This is a genomic window from Klebsiella sp. CD33, from assembly GCF_051992865.1.
Classification (GTDB): domain Bacteria; phylum Pseudomonadota; class Gammaproteobacteria; order Enterobacterales; family Enterobacteriaceae; genus Klebsiella; species Klebsiella pneumoniae.
Map to the genome: position 1 here is coordinate 4,534,944 of NZ_CP197023.1, position 19,720 is coordinate 4,554,663.

General features: G+C 61.8%; 21 protein-coding genes. 16 read left to right on the forward strand and 5 right to left on the reverse strand.

Annotated features, from left to right (window positions below):
- The first annotated feature begins 32 nt into the window (after positions 1 to 32).
- Positions 33 to 1,154 (forward strand): ribosomal protein uL16 3-hydroxylase, encoded by a 1,122-nt coding sequence (locus tag ACR809_RS22225; RefSeq protein WP_002887282.1) that lies wholly within the window; start codon positions 33 to 35, stop codon positions 1,152 to 1,154.
- A gap of 47 nt (positions 1,155 to 1,201) precedes the next feature.
- Here the strand turns inward: ACR809_RS22225 and kacT are convergent, their stop codons facing one another.
- The 4 genes from kacT to cusR form a co-directional block, all read right to left on the reverse strand.
- On the reverse strand, positions 1,202 to 1,735 hold the full coding sequence (gene kacT / locus ACR809_RS22230) for a type II toxin-antitoxin system toxin KacT (RefSeq protein WP_122051573.1): 534 nt from the start codon (positions 1,733 to 1,735) through the stop codon (positions 1,202 to 1,204).
- A gap of 10 nt (positions 1,736 to 1,745) precedes the next feature.
- A complete protein-coding gene (gene kacA, locus ACR809_RS22235) occupies positions 1,746 to 2,012 on the reverse strand; it encodes a type II toxin-antitoxin system antitoxin KacA (protein WP_002887278.1) in 267 nt (88 codons plus the stop codon).
- Between the two features lie 102 nt (positions 2,013 to 2,114).
- Positions 2,115 to 3,548: a Cu(+)/Ag(+) sensor histidine kinase gene (locus ACR809_RS22240; RefSeq protein ID WP_122051574.1), complete on the reverse strand. Its 1,434-nt coding sequence runs from the start codon at positions 3,546 to 3,548 to the stop codon at positions 2,115 to 2,117.
- The gene (gene cusR, locus ACR809_RS22245; RefSeq protein ID WP_032105399.1) at positions 3,538 to 4,221 is read right to left on the reverse strand and encodes a copper response regulator transcription factor CusR; all 684 of its coding nucleotides are present in this window, start codon (positions 4,219 to 4,221) and stop codon (positions 3,538 to 3,540) included. Before cusR ends, ACR809_RS22240 begins: the two co-directional genes overlap by 11 nt.
- 171 nt (positions 4,222 to 4,392) lie before the next feature.
- On the opposite strand from cusR, the gene ACR809_RS22250 reads away from it, so the two are divergent.
- The 5 genes from ACR809_RS22250 to ACR809_RS22270 all read left to right on the forward strand — a co-directional run bounded on the left by ACR809_RS22250 (position 4,393) and on the right by ACR809_RS22270 (position 11,028).
- Entirely contained in the window at positions 4,393 to 5,778 is a 1,386-nt protein-coding gene (locus ACR809_RS22250; RefSeq protein WP_122051575.1) for an efflux transporter outer membrane subunit, read from the forward strand.
- A gap of 17 nt (positions 5,779 to 5,795) precedes the next feature.
- Positions 5,796 to 6,140, forward strand: a complete 345-nt coding sequence (gene cusF / locus ACR809_RS22255; protein ID WP_122051662.1) for a cation efflux system protein CusF — start codon at positions 5,796 to 5,798, stop codon at positions 6,138 to 6,140.
- Positions 6,141 to 6,184: 44 nt separating this feature from the next.
- The gene (locus tag ACR809_RS22260) at positions 6,185 to 7,447 is read left to right on the forward strand and encodes an efflux RND transporter periplasmic adaptor subunit (protein WP_122051576.1); all 1,263 of its coding nucleotides are present in this window, start codon (positions 6,185 to 6,187) and stop codon (positions 7,445 to 7,447) included.
- An 11-nt stretch (positions 7,448 to 7,458) separates the two neighbouring features.
- A complete protein-coding gene (locus ACR809_RS22265; RefSeq protein WP_122051577.1) occupies positions 7,459 to 10,608 on the forward strand; it encodes a CusA/CzcA family heavy metal efflux RND transporter in 3,150 nt (1,049 codons plus the stop codon).
- A 72-nt stretch (positions 10,609 to 10,680) separates the two neighbouring features.
- Positions 10,681 to 11,028, forward strand: coding sequence for a DUF1294 domain-containing protein (locus tag ACR809_RS22270; RefSeq protein WP_004177568.1), 348 nt, complete (start codon positions 10,681 to 10,683; stop codon positions 11,026 to 11,028).
- A 9-nt stretch (positions 11,029 to 11,037) separates the two neighbouring features.
- Here ACR809_RS22270 and ACR809_RS22275 read toward each other — a convergent pair whose 3' ends face one another.
- Positions 11,038 to 11,571 (reverse strand): lipocalin family protein, encoded by a 534-nt coding sequence (locus tag ACR809_RS22275; protein ID WP_002887259.1) that lies wholly within the window; start codon positions 11,569 to 11,571, stop codon positions 11,038 to 11,040.
- Positions 11,572 to 11,687: 116 nt separating this feature from the next.
- On the opposite strand from ACR809_RS22275, the gene ACR809_RS22280 reads away from it, so the two are divergent.
- The 10 genes from ACR809_RS22280 to ACR809_RS22325 all read left to right on the forward strand — a co-directional run bounded on the left by ACR809_RS22280 (position 11,688) and on the right by ACR809_RS22325 (position 19,502).
- Entirely contained in the window at positions 11,688 to 12,416 is a 729-nt protein-coding gene (locus tag ACR809_RS22280) for a MerR family transcriptional regulator (protein ID WP_002887258.1), read from the forward strand.
- A 231-nt stretch (positions 12,417 to 12,647) separates the two neighbouring features.
- Positions 12,648 to 13,082, forward strand: a complete 435-nt coding sequence (locus tag ACR809_RS22285) for a nuclear transport factor 2 family protein (protein ID WP_004178448.1) — start codon at positions 12,648 to 12,650, stop codon at positions 13,080 to 13,082.
- Complete coding sequence (locus tag ACR809_RS22290) at positions 13,079 to 13,798, forward strand: SDR family NAD(P)-dependent oxidoreductase (RefSeq protein ID WP_096812523.1); 720 nt, start codon at positions 13,079 to 13,081, stop codon at positions 13,796 to 13,798. Before ACR809_RS22285 ends, ACR809_RS22290 begins: the two co-directional genes overlap by 4 nt.
- The gene (locus ACR809_RS22295; protein ID WP_094642217.1) at positions 13,795 to 15,054 is read left to right on the forward strand and encodes an NAD(P)/FAD-dependent oxidoreductase; all 1,260 of its coding nucleotides are present in this window, start codon (positions 13,795 to 13,797) and stop codon (positions 15,052 to 15,054) included. Before ACR809_RS22290 ends, ACR809_RS22295 begins: the two co-directional genes overlap by 4 nt.
- A 1-nt stretch (position 15,055) precedes the next feature.
- Positions 15,056 to 15,778, forward strand: a complete 723-nt coding sequence (locus ACR809_RS22300; protein ID WP_004178444.1) for a DUF1365 domain-containing protein — start codon at positions 15,056 to 15,058, stop codon at positions 15,776 to 15,778.
- Positions 15,775 to 16,995 carry an SAM-dependent methyltransferase gene (locus tag ACR809_RS22305; protein ID WP_004888756.1) on the forward strand — a complete coding sequence of 407 codons (1,221 nt, stop codon included), beginning with the start codon at positions 15,775 to 15,777 and terminating at the stop codon, positions 16,993 to 16,995. Before ACR809_RS22300 ends, ACR809_RS22305 begins: the two co-directional genes overlap by 4 nt.
- Positions 16,992 to 17,477: a DUF2878 domain-containing protein gene (locus ACR809_RS22310; protein ID WP_122051578.1), complete on the forward strand. Its 486-nt coding sequence runs from the start codon at positions 16,992 to 16,994 to the stop codon at positions 17,475 to 17,477. Before ACR809_RS22305 ends, ACR809_RS22310 begins: the two co-directional genes overlap by 4 nt.
- Positions 17,474 to 17,998 (forward strand): hypothetical protein, encoded by a 525-nt coding sequence (locus ACR809_RS22315; RefSeq protein WP_004178438.1) that lies wholly within the window; start codon positions 17,474 to 17,476, stop codon positions 17,996 to 17,998. The genes ACR809_RS22310 and ACR809_RS22315 overlap by 4 nt, the downstream gene beginning before the upstream one ends.
- Positions 17,995 to 18,546 carry a DUF3833 domain-containing protein gene (locus ACR809_RS22320; RefSeq protein ID WP_004177586.1) on the forward strand — a complete coding sequence of 184 codons (552 nt, stop codon included), beginning with the start codon at positions 17,995 to 17,997 and terminating at the stop codon, positions 18,544 to 18,546. The genes ACR809_RS22315 and ACR809_RS22320 overlap by 4 nt, the downstream gene beginning before the upstream one ends.
- Positions 18,543 to 19,502, forward strand: coding sequence for a YbgA family protein (locus tag ACR809_RS22325; protein ID WP_004152213.1), 960 nt, complete (start codon positions 18,543 to 18,545; stop codon positions 19,500 to 19,502). The genes ACR809_RS22320 and ACR809_RS22325 overlap by 4 nt, the downstream gene beginning before the upstream one ends.
- The last annotated feature ends 218 nt before the right edge of the window (positions 19,503 to 19,720 follow it).

Here is a 19,720-nt window from a genome sequence, read left to right on the forward strand (position 1 = left end):
TCAGGCCCGTTTCTTCTTACTGGTAATAATCGATGGCTTATCAACTCAACATTAACTGGCCCGAGTTTTTAGAAAAATACTGGCAGAAACAGCCGGTGGTATTAAAAAACGCGTTTCCGGACTTCGTCGACCCGATTACTCCGGACGAGCTGGCCGGATTAGCCATGGAGCCGGAAGTCGACAGCCGACTGGTCAGCCTGAAAAACGGCAAATGGCAGGCCAGCAATGGTCCTTTTGAACATTTCGACGGGCTGGGCGAAACCGGTTGGTCCCTGCTGGCCCAGGCGGTAAACCACTGGCATATGCCTGCCGCCGAGCTGGTGCGTCCGTTCCGCGTACTGCCGGACTGGCGCCTGGACGACCTGATGATCTCCTTCTCCGTCCCCGGCGGCGGTGTCGGTCCGCATATCGATCAGTATGACGTCTTTATTATTCAGGGCATGGGCAGCCGCCGCTGGCGCGTGGGTGACAAGCTGCCGATGCGTCAGTTCTGTCCGCATCCGGCACTGCTGCACGTCGATCCGTTCCCACCGATCATTGATGAAGATCTGCAGCCAGGCGACATCCTCTATATTCCACCGGGATTCCCGCACGACGGCATAACCCACGAAACCGCCCTGAACTACTCCGTCGGCTTCCGCGGGCCAAACGGCCGCGACCTGATCAGCAGCTTCGCCGACTATGTGCTGGAGAACGATCTCGGCGGCGAGCACTACAGCGATCCGGACCTCACCTGCCGCGAGCATCCGGGCCGGGTTGAAGAGTATGAACTCGAACGTCTGCGCACCATGATGATCGATATGATTCGCCAGCCGGAAGACTTCAAGCAGTGGTTCGGCAGTTTCGTCACCACCCCGCGTCACGAGCTGGATATTGCGCCGGCAGAACCACCGTATGAAGAAGAGGAAGTGGTCGATGCGCTGCTGGGTGGTGAAAAGCTTTCCCGCCTGAGCGGCCTGCGCGTTCTGCATATCGGCGACAGCTTCTTCGTGCATAGCGAACAACTCGACACCACCGATGCCGAAGCGCTGGATGCGCTGTGTCGCTATACCTCATTAGGCCAGGAAGAGCTCGGCAGCGGCCTGCAGAATCCGGCGTTCGTGAGCGAACTGACGCGGCTGATTAATCAGGGCTACTGGTACTTCGAAGAGTAAGAGAGTCGCGATACTGCGGGCAGCCGCCTGGCGCTGCCCGGTTTCTTTTATGACTCATCGTCAGTAAAGAGCTGTTGAATCGATTTGGTCGGATAAAACAGTAAGTTACTATTTTCATCCACGAGCTGTATAAACCCCAGACGAAGATAGAATGCTTTAGCTTTCTCATTAAGGGCTTCAACAAACAATCCGTAGATGCCAACGGCTTTAGACGCTCCCCACACCACTCGCATCGCATGGGCAACCAACATCTCTCCCCAGCCCTGCCCCTGAACAGATTTATCAATGGCCAGCCGCCCGAGGGTTACGCTTGGCGCATTTTGATACGGGATTTTCTTTTGCTGAGTTTTAGACGGCAACATGCCTCGCTCGAAACAACTCCCCGATAAGGTGTAATAACCCAGCAACCTGGGAACGGTATCCCCGGAGACCAGCGCATAACCCCTTAAGATTTGTCCATCGTGCTGCCGCTTGAGGTGCTCTTTTAAAAACGTATTCAGCGCTTCCTCGCCGCAATCAAATCCAGTGATATCGTAGCTGAACGCATCGGCAATCATCTCAATCGTCAGTTGCTGCTCCATTAGCTCTACCTTACCTGGTTTGTAGACGCTTCGCTGCACGTTTCAGTCGATCATTCGGGGCTGGCGGTTGGGTAATCGCCTCCATCACCAGGCTCCATGATTGCTCATTGAGGACCATTCTGCGGTGCTGCTCAATCACTTCCGCAGCACGTTCTGAGGCACTGGCAACCACAAACTGGGTAATCGTCTGATTCGAAATTGCCGCAGCTTCCTCGATGATGCTCTTATCATCATCGGTTAATCTCAAATCTATACGCTGCTTTTTAAGTGCGGGCATACGTTATCTCCGGCCTGTTGCAAACTTCATGTACGGTTATTTTCCGTACATTTAATATAGCGACAGAAAGCCACATACTCAACTATCACTCGCGGATTGCGCCTATTTCGGCAACACCACAATAAACCGCGTCGAGCGCAGATCGGACTGCGCCGCCACGCTGCCGTGGTGGGCTCCGACAATCGATTTCACAATCGCCAGGCCGATACCGCTGCCCTCGCCTTTGCGCTGACGCGAGGGGTCGACGCGATAGAAACGGTCAAACAGCCGCGGCAGATGTTCGGCGGCAATCGGCGTACCGGGATTCTCCACCACCAGACGGATCGTCTCGGCGCTTTCGCTCAACTGGATGGTCACCGCCTGGCCGGCCGGCGTGTAGCGGATCGCATTCGACAGCAGGTTGCTGATCGCTCGCCGCAGCATCAGCGGATCGCCCGTCACCCGGCAGTGGCTACCGACAAAGCGCAGCGCCACCGCCTTCTCTTCCGCCCACGCTTCAAAGAACTCAAACACCTTATGCACTTCATCGGCCAGATCCAGCGCCTGTTGCTCAGGGATCAGCTGGTTATTATCCGCCTGGGCGAGGAACAGCATATCGCTGACCATCCGCGACATCCGCGAGAACTCTTCAAGATTGGAATAGAGCACCTCTTCCAGCTCCTGCTGGCTGCGGCTCTGGCTTAAGGCGATTTCAGTTTGCGTCACCAGGTTAGTAATCGGCGTGCGGATTTCATGGGCGATATCGGCGGAGAAGTTGGACTGGCGGGTAAAGACATCCTCTATGCGCTCCAGCATATGGTTAAACGACAGCGCCAGCCGCTCCAGCTCGACAGGCACGGCCTGCGGGTCAAGGCGCACGTCGAGATCCCGCGAGGTAATATTCTGGATCTGGCGACTGATCTGGCGGATGGGCTTATGCCCCTGATAGACCACAAACAGCACGATGGCGATGATCAGCAAACTGATTATCGTCGCCGCGGAAATCAGCTTCGCTTTCAGCTCATTAATATAGTGCAGGTGAAAATCGATGGATAAGGCCATCAGCAGGTGGTACGCCGGTTTGCCGTCCGCCTGCTTGCCCAGCGGCAGCATGATCAGCCGCCAGGCGCGGGTCTCCATTGGATGATTATCATGAACCATCTTCCGCGGCTGCGGGTCAGTCCATGAAATCACATTCCCGTCGCGCAGCTGCATCGCCAGCCCCGGCGTACTCAGCATATGGCTGAGATCCGGCCCGTCGGGCGACTGAAACAGAATATTGCCCTGGCCGTCGTCCAGACAGATAAAGACGTTGGCGTAACCCGCAATGATATTCCTCACGATCTCCAGCCGCCGCGCCTGCGGGTAGTCAGCGTGGTCGAGGACCGTCTCCAGCGTGGTGCTGAGCTGCCTGAGATCGTGCACGTCGCGCTCTTCAAAGTGGGCCTTCACCGAATGGATCATGATCCAGGTGAAGGCAAAGAAAGCGATGATGGTGGCGAGGCTGATAAAGAAGGTCAGCCGGGTTGCCAGGGAAAAGGGGCGCTTAGCGGCCATCCGGCACCTCAAGCATATAGCCGACGCCGCGCACGGTCTGGATAAGCTTCGGCTCGAAGTCGTTATCAATTTTGGCGCGCAGCCGCTTCACCGCCACGTCGATGGCGTTAGTGTCGCTGTCGAAGTTCATATCCCACACCTGCGAGGCAATTAACGAACGCGGCAGCACCTCGCCCTGATGACGCAGGAAGAACTCCAGCAGCGTGAATTCCTTACTGGTCAGGGTGATGCGGGTGGCGCCGCGCGTCACCTTGCGGCTGACCAAATCGACGCAGAGATCGGCCGCCTGAAACTGGCTTTCGACGATGACCGCCGCCCCGCGGCGCAGCAGAGTGCGCACCCGCGCCAGAAGCTCCGCAAAGGCGAACGGTTTTACCAGATAGTCGTCAGCGCCCAGCTCCAGCCCCTTCACCCGATGCTCAATGGTGCCCAACGCGGTAAGCAGCAGGATCGGCATGCCTTTCCCGGCGGCGCGCAGCATGCGCACGATATCCCAGCCGTTCACATCCGGCAGCATGATGTCGAGGATCAGCAGATCGTAATCGCTGGTCATCGCCAGGTGATAGCCGTTGAGGCCGTTATCGGCCAGGTCGACGACGAAGCCGGCCTCGGTGAGCCCTTTGGTCAGGTACTCTCCGGTTTTCTTCTCATCTTCGACAATCAAAATCTTCACGGCAGGCTCCTTCACGCGCGCTTTGTGCGGGTATTCAATTTTAGAGGAGCGCCTCCGGATAGCAATGAAATATCAGGAAAATGACAGCTTTGTCATTTTCCCGTCACGCCCTGAACAGAGCCCGCTACGTAAAGTAGCCGCCATGGATAAATCGTCGAAACTTCTGCCGCCATGCGCTCAATACAGCTACTTACCCTCAGCGTGATATTTGCCTTAACCGGCTGTCTGTCGCTCGCTCCGGACTACCAGCGCCCTGTCGCGCCGGTGCCGCAGCAGTTCTCACTCAGCCAGAACAGACTGGTTGCCGCAACGGCGGGCTACCAGGAGACCGGCTGGCGCACCTTTTTCGTCGACCCGCAGGTGAAAAGCCTGATTAGCACCGCGCTGACCAACAACCGCGATCTACGGATGGCGACGCTGAAAGTGCAGGAGGCTCGCGCGCAATATCGGGTTACCGACGCCGACCGCTACCCGCAATTGAACGGTGACGGCAGCACCACCTATGGCGGCAAGCTCAAAGGCGACACCACCACCAGCAGCGATTATGCCGCCGGCTTAAACCTCAGCTACGACCTCGACTTCTTTGGCCGGCTGAAAAACCTTAGCGAGGCCGACCGACAGAACTTCTTCGCCAGCGAAGAGGCGCGGCGCGCAGTGCATATCCTGTTGATTGCTAACGTTTCACAAAGCTACTTCAACCAGCGGCTGGCGGCAGCGCAGCTGCAGGTGGCCAACGATACCTTACAGAACTATCAGCAGTCTTACGCCTTCGTTGAAAAACAGCTGCTGACCGGGAGCACCACCGTGCTGGCGCTGGAGCAGGCGCGCGGCATGATCGAAAGCACCCGCGCCGATATCGCCAAACGTCAGGGCCAGCTGGCGCAGGCCAATAACGCCCTGCAACTGCTGCTCGGCAGCTATCAGCGCCTGCCGGACGATAGCGCCAGCAGCGCGGTAGACCTGCAAGGCGTAACCCTGCCGCCATCGCTCTCCTCAGCGATCCTGCTGCAGCGGCCGGATATTTTAGAGGCCGAACACAGCCTGCAAGCGGCCAACGCCAACATCGGCGCCGCGCGGGCGGCCTTCTTCCCGTCGATCACCCTGACCAGCTCGCTCTCCGGCAGCAGCAGCGAACTCTCCAGCCTGTTTAACGCTGGCGGCGCGATGTGGAACTTCATTCCCAAAATCGAACTGCCGATTTTCAACGCCGGGCGTAATCAGGCCAGCCTCGATCTGGCGGAGATCCGCCAGCAGCAGCAGGTGGTCAACTATGAACAAAAAATCCAGTCCGCCTTTAAAGAGGTGGCCGACGCGCTGGCCCTGCGCCAGAGCCTGGCCGATCAAATTGCCGCGCAGGAGCACTATCTCGCTTCACTAAATATCACCCTGCAGCGCGCCACTGCGCTCTATCGCCATGGCGCGGTCAGCTATATCGAAGTCCTGAGCGCCCAGCGCGATATTTTCACCACCCGACAAACCCTGCTGGAACTCAACTATTCCCGTCAGGCGAATGAAATCACCCTGTTCACCGCCCTCGGCGGCGGCTGGATGGAATAACCCAAGGAGTCTTGATGATGAATTCACTATCTAAAATAACCCTGTTCACCCTGCTCTCTGGCGCGGTGTTCGCCGCCCAGGCCGCCAACCCGCATGCCGGCATGGCGATGCACGAGGAGCCCGCCGCCGCGCAGGCGCAAAGCATCCGCGGTAAAGGCGTCATTAAAGCTATTGATATGGATAGCAAAAAAATCACCATCGCCCACGAGGCCATCCCGGCGGTGAACTGGCCGCCGATGACCATGCGCTTCACCATCACCCCGCAGACGCAGCTCAACAATGTGAAGGACGGCGACAGCGTGGATTTCACCTTCGTTCAGCAGGGCAATCTGTCGCTATTACAGGATATCCGCGCCCAATAACGGCCCGGCGACGGTAGGCCCCTCAACAACTGAATGGACGACACATGGCATCCCTGAAACTGAAAAATACGGCGCTGATCCTCGGCAGCATGCTGATTGGCGGCGCGCTTACCGCGGCGCTGTACGCCCGATGGGCACCGACCCACTCTGCCGCTCCGGCGGCCGAGCAGCAGCGTAAAGTGCTGTTCTGGTACGACCCGATGTACCCGAACACCCGCTTCGATAAACCGGGTAAATCGCCGTTTATGGATATGGATCTGGTGCCGAAATACGCCGATGAGGAGCATGCCGCCGCCGGTGCGCCGGGGGTGCGTATCGACCCGACGCAGACCCAGAATCTTGGGGTGAAAACCGCCGCCGTCACCCGCGGGCCGCTGCGCTACGCCCAGACCTTCCCGGCCAACATCAGCTATAACGAGTACCAGTATGTGATTATGCAGGCGCGGGCGGCGGGCTTTATCAATAAAGTCTATCCGTTGACCGTCGGCGACAAAGTGAAACAAGGCACGCCGCTGCTCGAGCTGACCATCCCGGACTGGGTGGAAGCGCAGAGCGAATATCTGCTATTGCAGGAGACCGGGGGCACCGCCACCCAGGTCGAGGGGATCCTCGAGCGGCTGCGTCTCGCCGGAATGCCGGACGACGATATCCGCCGCCTGAAAGCCACGCGCAAGATCCAGACCCGTTTCACCCTCAAGGCGCCCATCGACGGGGTGATCACCGCCTTCGATCTGCGCGCCGGAATGAACATCGCCAAAGATAACGTGGTGGCGAAAATTCAGGGCATGGATCCGGTGTGGGTCAGCGTGGCGGTCCCGGAATCCATCGCCTGGCTGATTAAAGACGCCTCGCAGTTCAGCATTCAGGTTCCCGCCTGGCCGGGCAAAACCTTCCGCATCAGCAAATGGACTCTTCTCCCCAGCGTCGATAGCGTCACCCGCACCCTGCAGCTGCGCCTGCAGGTCAACAACCCGGATGAAGCGCTGAAGCCGGGGATGAACGCCTATCTGCAGCTGACCAGCGAAAGCGAACCGATGCTGCTGATCCCCTCCAAAGCGCTGATCGACAGCGGCAGCGAGCAGCGAGTGATCACCGTCGATAACGAGGGCCGCTTCGTGCCGAAGCGGGTCCAGGTCTTCCATGAATCCAATGGCGTCACAGCCATTCGCAGCGGGCTGCAGGAGGGTGAGAAAGTCGTCGCCAGCGGCCTGTTCCTGATCGACTCGGAGGCCAATATCGCCGGCGCGCTGGAGCGCATGCGCGCGCAGGCCCCTGATGCCGCGGCCTCTGCCGCCCACGCGCACTAAGGAACGGAACCATGATTGAATGGATTATCCGCCGCTCGGTGGCCAACCGCTTCCTGGTGATGATGGCGGCGCTGTTTCTCAGCATCTGGGGAACCTGGACCATCATCCACACCCCGGTAGACGCCCTGCCGGATCTCTCTGATGTACAGGTGATCGTCAAAACCCGCTATCCGGGGCAGGCGCCGCAGATCGTCGAAAACCAGGTCACCTGGCCGCTGACCACCACCATGCTGTCAGTCCCCGGCGCCAAAACGGTGCGCGGCTTCTCGCAATTCGGCGACTCCTACGTATACGTGATTTTTGAAGACGGCACCGATCCTTACTGGGCGCGCTCGCGGGTGCTGGAGTATCTCAACCAGGTGCAGGGCAAACTTCCCGCCGGGGTCAGCGCCGAAATGGGCCCGGACGCCACCGGCGTCGGCTGGGTCTTCGAATACGCGCTGGTCGACCGCAGCGGCAAGCACGACCTCGCCGAACTGCGCTCCCTGCAGGACTGGTTCTTAAAATATGAGCTGAAAACCATCCCTAACGTCTCGGAAGTGGCGTCGGTGGGCGGCGTGGTCAAGGAGTACCAGATTGTCGTCGACCCGATGAAGCTGACCCAGTACGGCATCAGCCTCGGCGAGGTGAAATCGGCGCTGGACGCCTCTAACCAGGAGGCGGGCGGCTCTTCCGTCGAACTGGCGGAAGCCGAATATATGGTGCGCGCCAGCGGCTACCTGCAGACGCTCGACGACTTCAAAAACATCGTGCTGAAAACCGGTGACAACGGTGTGCCGGTCTATCTCGGCGACGTCGCGCGGGTGCAGATCGGCCCGGAAATGCGCCGCGGTATCGCCGAGCTTAACGGCGAAGGCGAAGTGGCCGGCGGCGTGGTGATCCTGCGCTCCGGCAAGAACGCCCGCGAAGTGATCTCGGCGGTCAAAGCGAAGCTGGCGTCGCTGCAAAGCAGCCTGCCGGAAGGGGTTGAAGTGGTCACCACCTACGACCGCAGCCAGCTTATCGACCGCGCCATCGACAACCTCAGCTACAAGCTGCTGGAAGAGTTTATCGTCGTCGCCCTGGTCTGCGCCCTGTTCCTGTGGCACGTGCGCTCGGCGCTGGTAGCGATTATCTCGCTGCCGCTCGGCCTGTGCTTCGCCTTTATCATGATGCATTTCCAGGGGCTCAACGCCAACATCATGTCGCTGGGCGGGATCGCCATTGCGGTGGGGGCGATGGTCGATGCCGCCATCGTGATGATCGAGAACGCCCACAAGCGGCTGGAGGAGTGGGAACATCAGCACCCGGGAGAGAAGCTCAGCAACGACACACGCTGGAAAATCATTACCGAGGCCTCGGTGGAGGTCGGTCCGGCGCTGTTTATCAGCCTGCTGATCATCACCCTGTCGTTTATCCCGATTTTCACCCTCGAAGGCCAGGAGGGCAAACTGTTCGGTCCGCTGGCCTTCACCAAAACCTGGTCGATGGCCGGGGCAGCGCTGCTGGCGATCGTGGCGATCCCGATCCTGATGGGCTTCTGGATCCGCGGCAGGATCCCGGCGGAGAGCAGCAATCCGCTGAATCGCTTTTTGATCCGCATTTATCACCCGCTGCTGCTGAAGGTCCTGCACTGGCCGAAGACTACCCTGCTGATTGCGCTCCTGTCGATCCTGACGGTTGCCTGGCCGCTTAACCGGGTCGGCGGCGAGTTTCTGCCGCAGATCAACGAGGGCGATCTGCTGTATATGCCGTCCACGCTGCCGGGGATCTCCGCTGCGCAGGCGGCGGATATGCTGCAGAAAACCGATAAGCTGATCATGACGGTGCCGGAAGTGGCAAGGGTGTTCGGCAAAACCGGCAAGGCCGAAACCGCCACCGACTCGGCGCCGCTGGAGATGGTGGAGACCACCATTCAGCTCAAGCCGCAGGATCAATGGCGACCGGGGATGACCATGGAGAAGATCGTCGAGGAGCTGGATAAAACCGTGCGCCTGCCGGGACTGGCGAACCTGTGGGTGCCGCCGATCCGCAACCGCATCGACATGCTCTCCACCGGCATCAAGAGCCCGATCGGCATTAAAGTTTCCGGCACCAACCTGGCCGATATCGACGCCATCGCCGGGCAAATTGAAGTGGTGGCGCGCACCGTGCCGGGGGTCACGTCAGCATTAGCCGAGCGGCTGGTCGGCGGGCGCTACCTCAAAATTGATATTCATCGTGAGAAGGCGGCCCGCTACGGGATGACCGTCGGCGACGTGCAGTTGTTCGTCTCGTCCGCCATCGGCGGGGCGATGGTTGGCGAAACAGTGGAGGGCGTCGAGCGCTATCCGATCAACATCCGCTACCCGCAGAGCTATCGCGACAGCCCGGAGACCCTGCGCCAGCTGCCGATCCTCACGCCGCTGAAGCAACAGATTGTCCTCGCCGACGTGGCTGAGGTGAAAGTGGTCACCGGACCATCGATGCTGAAGACCGAGAACGCCCGCCCGACCAGTTGGATCTACATCGATGCCCGCGACCGCGACATGGTGTCGGTAGTGCACGATCTGCAGCAGGCCATCGGCAAGGAGGTGAAGCTGAAGCCGGGCATCAGTGTGTCCTACTCCGGGCAGTTTGAGCTGCTGGAGCGCGCCAATCAGAAGCTGAAGCTGATGGTGCCGATGACGCTAATGATTATCTTCGTGCTGCTGTATCTGGCGTTCCGCCGCGTCGGCGAAGCGCTGCTGATTATCACCAGCGTGCCGTTCGCCCTTGTGGGCGGGATCTGGTTCATCTACTGGATGGGGTTCCATCTGTCGGTGGCCACCGGGACCGGCTTTATCGCCCTGGCCGGGGTGGCGGCAGAATTTGGCGTGGTGATGCTGATGTACCTGCGCCATGCCATCGAGGCGGAGCCATCGCTGGAGAATCCGCAGACTTTCAGCGTCGATAAGCTCGACGAGGCGCTGTACCAGGGGGCGGTGCTGCGCGTGCGGCCGAAGGCGATGACCGTGGCGGTGATTATCGCCGGCCTGCTGCCGATTTTATGGGGCACCGGCGCCGGTTCGGAAGTCATGAGCCGTATCGCCGCGCCGATGATTGGCGGGATGATCACCGCCCCGCTGCTGTCGCTGTTTATCATTCCGGCGGCGTATAAGCTGATGTGGCTGTCCCGGCATCGGGGCAAGCGTAGCCAATAGCCCGCCGCGTTTACGCCGGTCCGGGAAATTGGCTATAGTGGCGCCATTCTTCTGGCCGGCGTGAACGTCCCTATGAATCTGAACCTGGTATGTTATTCCCTGCTGCTGCTCACCGCCGTGGGCAGCGCCCTGCTGCCCTACCCGCTGGCGATGTGGTTTTTACTGAGCAGCCTTCTGACATGGCTTATCTATGGCGCCGACAAGCTGGCGGCGCGCAAAGCCTGGCGCCGGGTGCCGGAAACCACGCTGCTGGTGCTGGGCCTGGCGGGAGGCTGGCCGGGGGCCATCCTCGGCCAGCAGTGCTTTCGCCATAAAACGCAAAAGCAGCCCTTCCGGACGCGGTTTTTCATCAGCGTAGCGCTCAACGTGGCGGCGCTGGCCGGGCTGTACGTGGTTTATACCCATCTGCTCAGCCGCTAAGCGGCGAGGCTAGCGCGGCGTCTGGCGGATCCACACCAGGCGATCGACGTCAAAGCCCAGCTCGCGCGCGGTATTCAGGTAATCCTGCTTCACCGCCGCCGGAATGGTGGGGGTTCGCGACAGGATCCACAGATAGTCGCGGTTGGGGCCGCTGACCAGCGCGTACTGGTAGTCGTCGTCCAGGCGGATCACGTTATAGCCGCCGTAGAACGGCCCGAAGAACGACACCTTCAGCGCCGCAGTGGTGGGGGCGCCGGTGAAATAGGCTTTCCCGTCGCTCTCATTCCAGCGTTTTTTGACCGGGTCATAACCGCGGTTGACGACGCTGATCCCTCCGTCGCTGCGGGCGCCGTAGGTGGCGGTCACCTGCTCCAGGCCTCGCTCGAAGCGATTCTCCAGGCGGGCGACCTCATACCATTTTCCGAGGTAACGGCTGGCGTCAAACCCGCTAATCGGCTGAACGCCCTTCGGCGGCGTGGGCGATTTGCAGGCCACCAGGGTTAACGCGATAGCGACGCCGGTGACAACAGGCCATAGCTTCATGAGAACTCCTTTCATTTACGCGGTTGGGGAAAGTGTAGTGCAAAGCCACTACACTTCACGCCAGCCGTCGTGATTCGTAGTATATTGAGAATATTCTTTGTTAACAGGTGGCCTCCATGCCTTACTCCATCGGCGAATTTGCCCGACTATGCGGGATAAATGCGACCACGCTTCGCGCCTGGCAGCGCCGCTACGGCCTGCTTAAGCCGCTGCGCACCGATGGAGGACACCGTCTGTACAGCGATGACGACGTCCAGCAGGCGCTGAAGATCCTCGACTGGGTGAAAAAAGGGGTGCCGGTCAGCCAGGTGAAACCCCTGCTGTCGCGCCCCGGCGCGCGGCGCACCAATAACTGGCTGACGCTGCAGGAGACCATGCTGCAGCGGCTGAAAGAGGGAAAAATCGAGTCCCTGCGCCAGCTGATCTACGATGCCGGGCGCGAATATCCGCGCCAGGAGCTGGTGACCGAGGTGCTGCGTCCGCTGCGCAGCCAGGTCTCCGCCAACGTACCGGCCATCATGACCCTGCGCGAAATCCTCGACGGCATCATCATCGCCTACACCTCGTTTTGCCTCGAAGGCGATAAGAAGGCGCCCGGGGATAACTTTCTGATCACCGGCTGGCACCTAACCGACGCCTGCGAAATCTGGCTTGAGGCGCTCAAACGTACCGGCCAGGGCCATCGCATCGACGTCCTGCCGGTGCCTCCCGCCGCCCTGGCGCCGGAGATTTTTCCCCAGCGCAACTGGCTGCTGGTCACCAGCGGCAAACTTTCCGCCGCCCGCCAGAGGCAGGTCGAACTCTGGCAGCAGCAGGTCGTCTCCCTCGAGGTGATCCCGCTCTAACCCCCTGTTTTCACTTACCTCCACGCTCTGTTCCGCCAGCGCCCGGTGGCGCGGCGGGCTCACGCTTGCCCTTTGCACCACCCGCGATTTTCACTCCTTAAAACACCAATCATAACAACATGATTTTTAACACAAATAAAATATATTTTTCTACAAACTTGGACAAATGATTTTATTTGTGTAAGTTTTAAGTATGCCATTACGCTACCGTATCTAGCCAGGATGTGATCCATGAGCACCTCGCCGTCCGTGATTCGTCGTTTCGTTGAGTACTACGCCGGGCTGGATGCACAGCCGCCCGCGGCGCTGGCCGCGCTGTACCATCCGGACGCGACGCTGAGCGATCCTTTTGGTCAGCATCAGGGGCTGTTCGCCATTCAGCGCTACTTTACCCATCTGCTGGCCAACGTGGAGCAGTGCCGGTTCACCATCGACACGCCGCTTTGCGACGGCCAGCGGTTCGCCGTGACCTGGACCATGCACTGGTCGCATCCGCGCATTGCCGGTGGAGAAACCCTGGCCCTGCCGGGCTGCTCGGTGGTGGACATCGCCGGGGAGCAGGTTCTCCATCAGCGCGACTACTACGACGCCGGGGAGATGATCTACGAGCATCTTCCCCTGCTGGGCTGGGCGGTACGCGGCGTGAAGCGGAGGGTGCGCTCATGATGACGGTGCTCATCACCGGCGCCAGCTCCGGGATCGGCGCCGGCCTGGCGAAATCCTTCGCGGCGGATGGCCATCTGGTCATCGCCTGCGGGCGCGATGCGTCGCGCCTGGCAGCGCTCCAGCAGCTCAGCCCCAACATCAGCGTACGCCTGTTCGATATGACAGACAGGGACGCCTGTCGCCAGGCGCTGACAGGCTGTTTTGCCGACCTGATCATTCTCTGCGCCGGGACCTGCGAATACCTCGACCACGGACAGGTGGATGCCGCCCTCGTGGAGCGGGTGATGGCCACCAACTTCCTCGGGCCGGTGAACTGCCTGTCGGCGCTGCAGACGCAGCTGGAGGCAGGCGATCGGGTGGTGCTGGTCAGCTCCATGGCGCACTGGCTGCCCTTCCCGCGCGCGGAAGCCTATGGCGCCTCCAAGGCGGCGCTGAGCTGGTTTGCCAATAGCCTGCGTCTGGACTGGGAGCCGAAAGGGGTGGCCGTCACGGTGGTCTCTCCGGGCTTCGTCGACACCCCGCTGACGCGCAAAAACGACTTCGCCATGCCCGGCCGGGTGAGCGTGGATCGGGCGGTGGCGGCGATCCGCCACGGTCTGGCGAAGGGCAAAAACCACATCGCCTTCCCCACCGGTTTCAGCCTGGCCCTGCGTCTGCTGGCCAGTCTGCCATCGGGTATCCAGCGCCTGCTGTTGCGCAGGATGGTGCGCTCATGAACATCGCCATCATCGGCAGCGGCATCGCCGGGCTGACCTGCGCCTGGCGACTGGCCGGACACCATCAGGTAACGCTGTTCGAAGCGGGCGCCACGCCGGGCGGCCACACCGCCACCGTGGATGTCGCCACGCCGCAGGGCACCTGGGCCATCGATACCGGATTTATCGTCTACAACGATCGCACCTATCCGCGCTTTATGGGCCTGCTCAGCGAGCTGGGGATCGACGGGCAAAAAACGCAGATGAGCTTCTCAGTCCACAACCCGGCCAGCGGCCTGGAGTACAACGGCCACAGTCTGACCTCGCTCTTCGCCCAGCGACGCAATCTGCTGAAGCCGGCCTTCTGGGGGCTGCTGAGCGAGATCGTCCGCTTCAACCGGCTGGCAAAACTGGCGCTGACCGAGGCGCTGGATCCGGGCGCGACGCTGGAGAACTTCCTCTCCCGCCACCGTTTTAGCCCCTTCTTCGCCCGCCACTATATCCTGCCGATGGGGGCGGCCATCTGGTCGTCGTCGCTGCAGGAGATGCGCCGCTTCCCGCTACCGCTATTTTTGCGCTTCTTTGAAAACCACGGTCTGCTGGATATTCGCGATCGTCCGCAATGGTACGTGGTGCCCGGCGGTTCCCGGGAATACGTCCGCGCCCTGCTTGCCAGGCTCGGCGATCGCCTGGACCTGCGGCTCAACGCGCCGGTGCAGCAGGTGGACCGCCACCCGGCGGGAGTTATCCTGCGGCTGGCGTCCGGGGAGGCGCATTTTGACCAGGTGATCTTCGCCTGCCACTCCTCGCAGGCGCTGGCGATGCTGGCGGCGCCCACCGACGCCGAGCGTGAGGTGCTGGGGGATATCGGCTGGCAGCGCAACGAGGTGGTGCTGCACAGCGATCCGCGCTGGCTGCCGGAGCGCCAGCGCGCCTGGGCCAGCTGGAACTATCGCCTGAGCGACGGGGATTTGGCCCGGGCCTGCGTCACCTACAACATGAATATTCTCCAGGGGCTGCCTGCGGGCGCCCCCCTGTTCTGCGTCACTCTGAACCCGGACGCGCCAGTGGACGATCGCTATGTCTGGCAGCGCTTCGTCTATGAGCATCCGCTGTTTAACCCGCAAAGCTGGTCGGCCCAGCTGCGGCGCGAAGAGATTAACGGCCAGCAGCGGAGCTGGTACTGCGGGGCCTACTGGTACAACGGCTTTCATGAGGACGGGGTGCGCAGTGCGCTCGACGTGGTGCAGGGCATCGCCGCGGCGGAGGACAACTGAAATGAACAGCTGCCTCTATCAGGGCGTCCTGCGCCACCGTCGCCTGCAGCCGAAGGCGCACCACTTCGTCTACCGCCTGTTTATGGCCTGGCTTGACCTCGACGAACTGGACAGGCTGCCTGAGGCGGGCATCCGCCGCAACCGCCTGGCCGCCGCCGCCTGGTACGACGCCGATTATCCGCTGGGCGCGCCGCTGAAGGCTCAGGTGCTGAACCGGCTGGAGAGCCTGACCGGCTGCCGCCCGGCGGGCCGCGTGATGCTCCTGACCCAGCTGCGCTACTTCGGCTTCCATTTTAATCCGGTCAACTTTTACTACTGCTATGACGAGGCCGACACCCTGCGCTGGGTGCTGGCCGAAGTGCGCAACACGCCGTGGAATGAGCGTCATTACTACGCGGTGGACGGCCAGCAGGCGCGCCCGCTGGAGAAAGCCTTTCACGTTTCGCCGTTTAACCCGATGGACATGGTCTATCACTGGCGCTTCAACGCGCCGGGCAAAACGCTGCACATGCACATTGAAAACCATCAGGCCAGCAAGGTGTTCGACGCCACGCTGGCCCTGAGCCGCGTGCCGTTAACCCGCGCCAACCTGCGCGGGCTGCTGCTGCGTCTGCCGATGATGACCCTGAAAACCGTCCTCGCCATCTACTGGCAGGCGCTGCGGCTGTGGCTGAAGCGCGTGCCGCTGTACAACCATCCTGTCAGCAGGAGTGAACGCTCATGACCGATCCCGTCTTTGCGCTTGAACCCGATGTGCCGCGCAACGTGCGGCTCGCGCGCTGGCTGCTTTTTCGTCTGTTGAGCGGCCTCCGCGAAGGCTCGCTCACCGTGCGCGAAGGGGCGCAGACTTTTCATTTTGGCGACCCCGCCGCCGCGCTGCGCGCTGAGGCGCGGGTCTGCACGCCGGAGGTTTACTGGCGTCTGCTGACCGGCGGCAGTCTCGCGGCGGCCGAGGCCTGGATGGACGGCGACTGGGAGAGCCACCAGCTGACGGCTCTGTTGCAGATCCTCGCGCGCAACGGCGAGGTGCTGGGGCGTCTGGAGCGCGGCTTTCGTCTGCTGGGTAAGCCTGTCGCCCGCCTGCGCCACTGGACTCGCCGCAACACCCGCGCCCAGGCGCGGGAGAACATCGCCGCCCATTACGACCTCGGCAACGAATTTTATGCCCACTTTCTGGATGACGACCTGCTCTACTCCAGCGCGCTGTTTACCGACGACGAGCAGGATCTGACCCAGGCCCAGCGGGCCAAGATGGCGCGTCTGTGCGACCAGCTGGCGCTCAACCCCGGCGATCATCTGCTGGAGATTGGCACCGGCTGGGGGGCGCTGGCCGAGTACGCCGCCCGCCATTACGGTTGCCGGGTCACGACTACCACCCTTTCCCGGGAGCAGCACCGCTGGGCTACCGAGCGCATGGCCCGCGCCGGGCTGCAGGATCGCGTCGAGGTGCTGCTCTGCGACTACCGCGATCTGCGCGGCGAGTACGACAAACTGGTGTCGGTGGAGATGATTGAGGCGGTGGGCCAGCGCTACCTGCCGGCCTTCTTCCGCACCTGTCAGGCGCGCCTGCGCCCGGGCGGTAAAATGGCCCTGCAGGCGATCACCATTCAGGATCAGCGCTATCGCGACTACAGCAAAAGCGTCGATTTTATCCAGCGCTACATCTTCCCGGGCGGCTTTTTGCCCAGCATCACGGCAATGAGCGAGCTGATGACCCGCCATACCGATTTTGTGGTGCGCAACCTGTTCGACATGGGCCCGGACTATGCCCGCACGCTGGCGCACTGGCGGCAGCGTTTTACCCACGCCTGGCAGGATATTGAAAAGCTCGGCTTCGATGAGCGCTTCCGCCGGATGTGGCTCTACTACTTCGGCTATTGCGAAGCCGGATTTAACGCCCGCACCATCAGCGTGGTGCAGCTCACCGCGGAGCGGGTATGACACGCCCGGCGCAGCACTTGCTGATGGCCCTCGCGTTCGATGTTTACTGGACGCTGGTGGTGATGTTGCGCGAGCGCGGCCTGCTGATCTGGCTGACGCTGGCCATCTTCGCCTGGCTGCGGTTGCCGGCGACCAGTCGTCCGCCCGCCCTGCTGCTGGCCGCGGCGGGCTGCGGGCTGGACGCCTGCTGGGCGCTGGCGGGGCTGATTGATTTTCGCGGCGACAGCCTGCTGCCCCTGTGGATGGTGGCCCTGTGGCTGATGTTCGCCGTCGTCTGGACCCGACTGACCCGCACCGCGACGCTTCACGGCTGGGTGCTGGCCACGGCGGCGACCCTCGGCGGCCCGGTGGCCTACCTGATCGGCGCTCGCCTCGGAGCCATGACCCTGCTGGTGCCGACGGCGCTTGCTGTGGCCGCCATGGCCTGCGGCTGGCTGGTGATCATGCTGTTATTCCATCTGGGGATGGGGAGGCAAAAATGAGATTCGCCCTGTTACTGCTATGGCTGACCGTCCTCGCCCCGGCGGCCCACGCCGCCGACTGGCTGGCGTGGCGCCGCGTCGGCGAGGCGACCCTCACCTGGGGGCCGTTCACCGTCTATCACTCACAGCTGCGCACGCCCAATGGTCGGTATGACGGCCCGCAGCAGGATCGGGCGCTGATCATCACCTACCAGCGCGACATCGATCGTGAGGCGCTGGTGGACGCCACCCGCGACCAGTGGCAGGCACAGGGCATTCTGCAACAGGAACCGCGTAGCGAAGCCTGGCTGCGCATGCTGCAGGGGATCTGGCCGGACGTCGCGCCGGGCAGCCAGCTGGCGTTCGTGGTCCGCGGCGGCGAGGGGCAGTTCTGGTACCGCGCCAGCGCCGCACAGACCGCCTTTACCCCGCTCGGCCCGCGCCAGTCGGCGGCGTTCAGCACCCGCTTTCTCGCCATCTGGCTCGATCCGCGCACCACTTATCCCGAACTGCGTCAGCAGTTGATCGGAGGTACACCATGAAACGCATTCTGACCCTTGGCCTGGCGCTGCTGATGCTGATCCTCGCCGGCTGCAGCACCGAGGTCACGGAGTACCGGCAGCAGCAGCCCGCCCTCGACATCTTTCACTATTTTCAAGGGCGAACCGAGGCGTGGGGGATGGTGCAGGATCGCAGCGGCAAGCAGCTGCGCCGCTTCCATGTTGAGATCGATGGCGACGTCGTCGGCGACACCCTGACCCTCCATGAGCGCTTTGTCTATGACGACGGCGAGAAGCAGCAGCGGGTATGGCGCATTCGCCGCACCGGCGATAACCGTTATCAGGGCACCGCCGGCGATATCGAAGGCGTGGCCAGCGGCCAGGCGGCAGGCAATGCCTTTCACTGGCGCTACAGCATGAACGTCGAGGCCAGCGGCAGCCGGTGGCTGCTGCACTTTGACGACTGGATGTTCCTGCAGGACGGCAGCCATTTATTTAACAAAACCGAGATGAAGAAATTCGGCATTACGGTCGCCACCGTGACCCTTTTCTTTACCCGAACCACAGCAGAAGAGAGGACAGCGCCATGAACACGCAACCTGTCATTGGGATCAGCGGATGTTTAACCGGCTCAGCCGTGCGATTCGACGGCGGGCATAAGCGTATGGGCTTTGTGATGGATGAGCTCGCGCAGTGGGTGGCGTTTAAACCCGTCTGCCCGGAGATGGCGATCGGCCTGCCCGTTCCCCGTCCGGCGCTCCGCCTGGTGCAGACCCCGGTCGGGGAGATCCGCATGCGCTTCAGCCACGCCCCGCACGAGGATGTGACGGAGAAGATGGCTGATTTCGCCAGCGCCCACCTGGCAACCCTGGGCGAGCTGTCGGGCTTTATCGTCTGCGCCAAATCGCCGAGCTGCGGGATGGAGCGCGTGCGGCTGTATGACGAAAAAGGCAATCGCGGGCGTAAGGAAGGCGTGGGGCTGTTTACCGGCGCCCTGATGGCGCGCTACCCGTGGCTGCCGGTGGAAGAGGATGGCCGGCTGCACGATCCGCTGCTGCGGGAGAATTTTGTCGAGCGCGTTTTCGCCCTGCATGAACTCAACGCCCTGCGCGCCCGCGGCCTGACCCGCCACAGCCTGCTGGCCTTTCACAGCCGCTACAAGCTGCAGCTGCTGGCTCATCACCAGGCGGGCTACCGGGAGATCGGCCCGTTCGTCGCCTCGCTGCATGAATGGGAGGATCTGGAGGCGTTCTTCGAGGTTTACCGCGAGAAGCTGATGGCGATCCTCAAGCAGCCCGCCTCGCGGAAAAACCACACCAACGTGCTGATGCATATTCAGGGTTATTTCCGCGACCAGCTGAACAGCCGCCAGCGCGGCGAGCTGCGGGAGGTGATCCTCAACTATCGCGCCGGGCTGCTGCCGATCCTCGCCCCGCTGACGCTGCTTAAGCACTATCTGGCCGAGTATCCGGATCGCTACCTGCAGGCGCAGAACTATTTTGACCCCTACCCGCAGGATCTGGCCCTGCGCCTGACGGTGAACTGAGGGAGTTGGCCTGAACCAGCTGCCCGGCGGCGCTGCGCTTGCCGGTCCTGGGGGGGGAGCCCGCAGGAAGGAACGTAGGCCGGATAAGGCATTTATGCCGCCATCCGGCACTATCGTAGGTACGGCGCCTGACCGCCCGGCGGCGCTGAGCTTGCCGGGCCTACAGGGGGAGCCCGCAGGAAGGAACGTAGGCCGGATAAGGCATTTATGCCGCCATC

What these genes read in the sequence shown, in the direction of transcription:
- ACR809_RS22225 (WP_002887282.1), top strand. Translation starts at nt 33, where the DNA reads ATGGCTTATCAACTCAACATTAACTGGCCCGAGTTTTTAGAAAAATAC.
- ACR809_RS22315 (WP_004178438.1), top strand. Translation starts at nt 17,474, where the DNA reads ATGAGATTCGCCCTGTTACTGCTATGGCTGACCGTCCTCGCCCCGGCG.
- ACR809_RS22250 (WP_122051575.1), top strand. Translation starts at nt 4,393, where the DNA reads ATGCGCTCAATACAGCTACTTACCCTCAGCGTGATATTTGCCTTAACC.
- ACR809_RS22275 (WP_002887259.1), bottom strand. Translation starts at nt 11,571, where the DNA reads ATGAAGCTATGGCCTGTTGTCACCGGCGTCGCTATCGCGTTAACCCTG.
- ACR809_RS22305 (WP_004888756.1), top strand. Translation starts at nt 15,775, where the DNA reads ATGACCGATCCCGTCTTTGCGCTTGAACCCGATGTGCCGCGCAACGTG.
- ACR809_RS22240 (WP_122051574.1), bottom strand. Translation starts at nt 3,548, where the DNA reads ATGGCCGCTAAGCGCCCCTTTTCCCTGGCAACCCGGCTGACCTTCTTT.
- cusF (WP_122051662.1), top strand. Translation starts at nt 5,796, where the DNA reads ATGAATTCACTATCTAAAATAACCCTGTTCACCCTGCTCTCTGGCGCG.
- ACR809_RS22280 (WP_002887258.1), top strand. Translation starts at nt 11,688, where the DNA reads ATGCCTTACTCCATCGGCGAATTTGCCCGACTATGCGGGATAAATGCG.
- kacA (WP_002887278.1), bottom strand. Translation starts at nt 2,012, where the DNA reads ATGCCCGCACTTAAAAAGCAGCGTATAGATTTGAGATTAACCGATGAT.
- ACR809_RS22325 (WP_004152213.1), top strand. Translation starts at nt 18,543, where the DNA reads ATGAACACGCAACCTGTCATTGGGATCAGCGGATGTTTAACCGGCTCA.
- ACR809_RS22320 (WP_004177586.1), top strand. Translation starts at nt 17,995, where the DNA reads ATGAAACGCATTCTGACCCTTGGCCTGGCGCTGCTGATGCTGATCCTC.
- ACR809_RS22310 (WP_122051578.1), top strand. Translation starts at nt 16,992, where the DNA reads ATGACACGCCCGGCGCAGCACTTGCTGATGGCCCTCGCGTTCGATGTT.
- ACR809_RS22265 (WP_122051577.1), top strand. Translation starts at nt 7,459, where the DNA reads ATGATTGAATGGATTATCCGCCGCTCGGTGGCCAACCGCTTCCTGGTG.
- ACR809_RS22270 (WP_004177568.1), top strand. Translation starts at nt 10,681, where the DNA reads ATGAATCTGAACCTGGTATGTTATTCCCTGCTGCTGCTCACCGCCGTG.
- kacT (WP_122051573.1), bottom strand. Translation starts at nt 1,735, where the DNA reads ATGGAGCAGCAACTGACGATTGAGATGATTGCCGATGCGTTCAGCTAC.
- ACR809_RS22290 (WP_096812523.1), top strand. Translation starts at nt 13,079, where the DNA reads ATGATGACGGTGCTCATCACCGGCGCCAGCTCCGGGATCGGCGCCGGC.
- ACR809_RS22300 (WP_004178444.1), top strand. Translation starts at nt 15,056, where the DNA reads ATGAACAGCTGCCTCTATCAGGGCGTCCTGCGCCACCGTCGCCTGCAG.
- ACR809_RS22260 (WP_122051576.1), top strand. Translation starts at nt 6,185, where the DNA reads ATGGCATCCCTGAAACTGAAAAATACGGCGCTGATCCTCGGCAGCATG.
- ACR809_RS22295 (WP_094642217.1), top strand. Translation starts at nt 13,795, where the DNA reads ATGAACATCGCCATCATCGGCAGCGGCATCGCCGGGCTGACCTGCGCC.
- ACR809_RS22285 (WP_004178448.1), top strand. Translation starts at nt 12,648, where the DNA reads ATGAGCACCTCGCCGTCCGTGATTCGTCGTTTCGTTGAGTACTACGCC.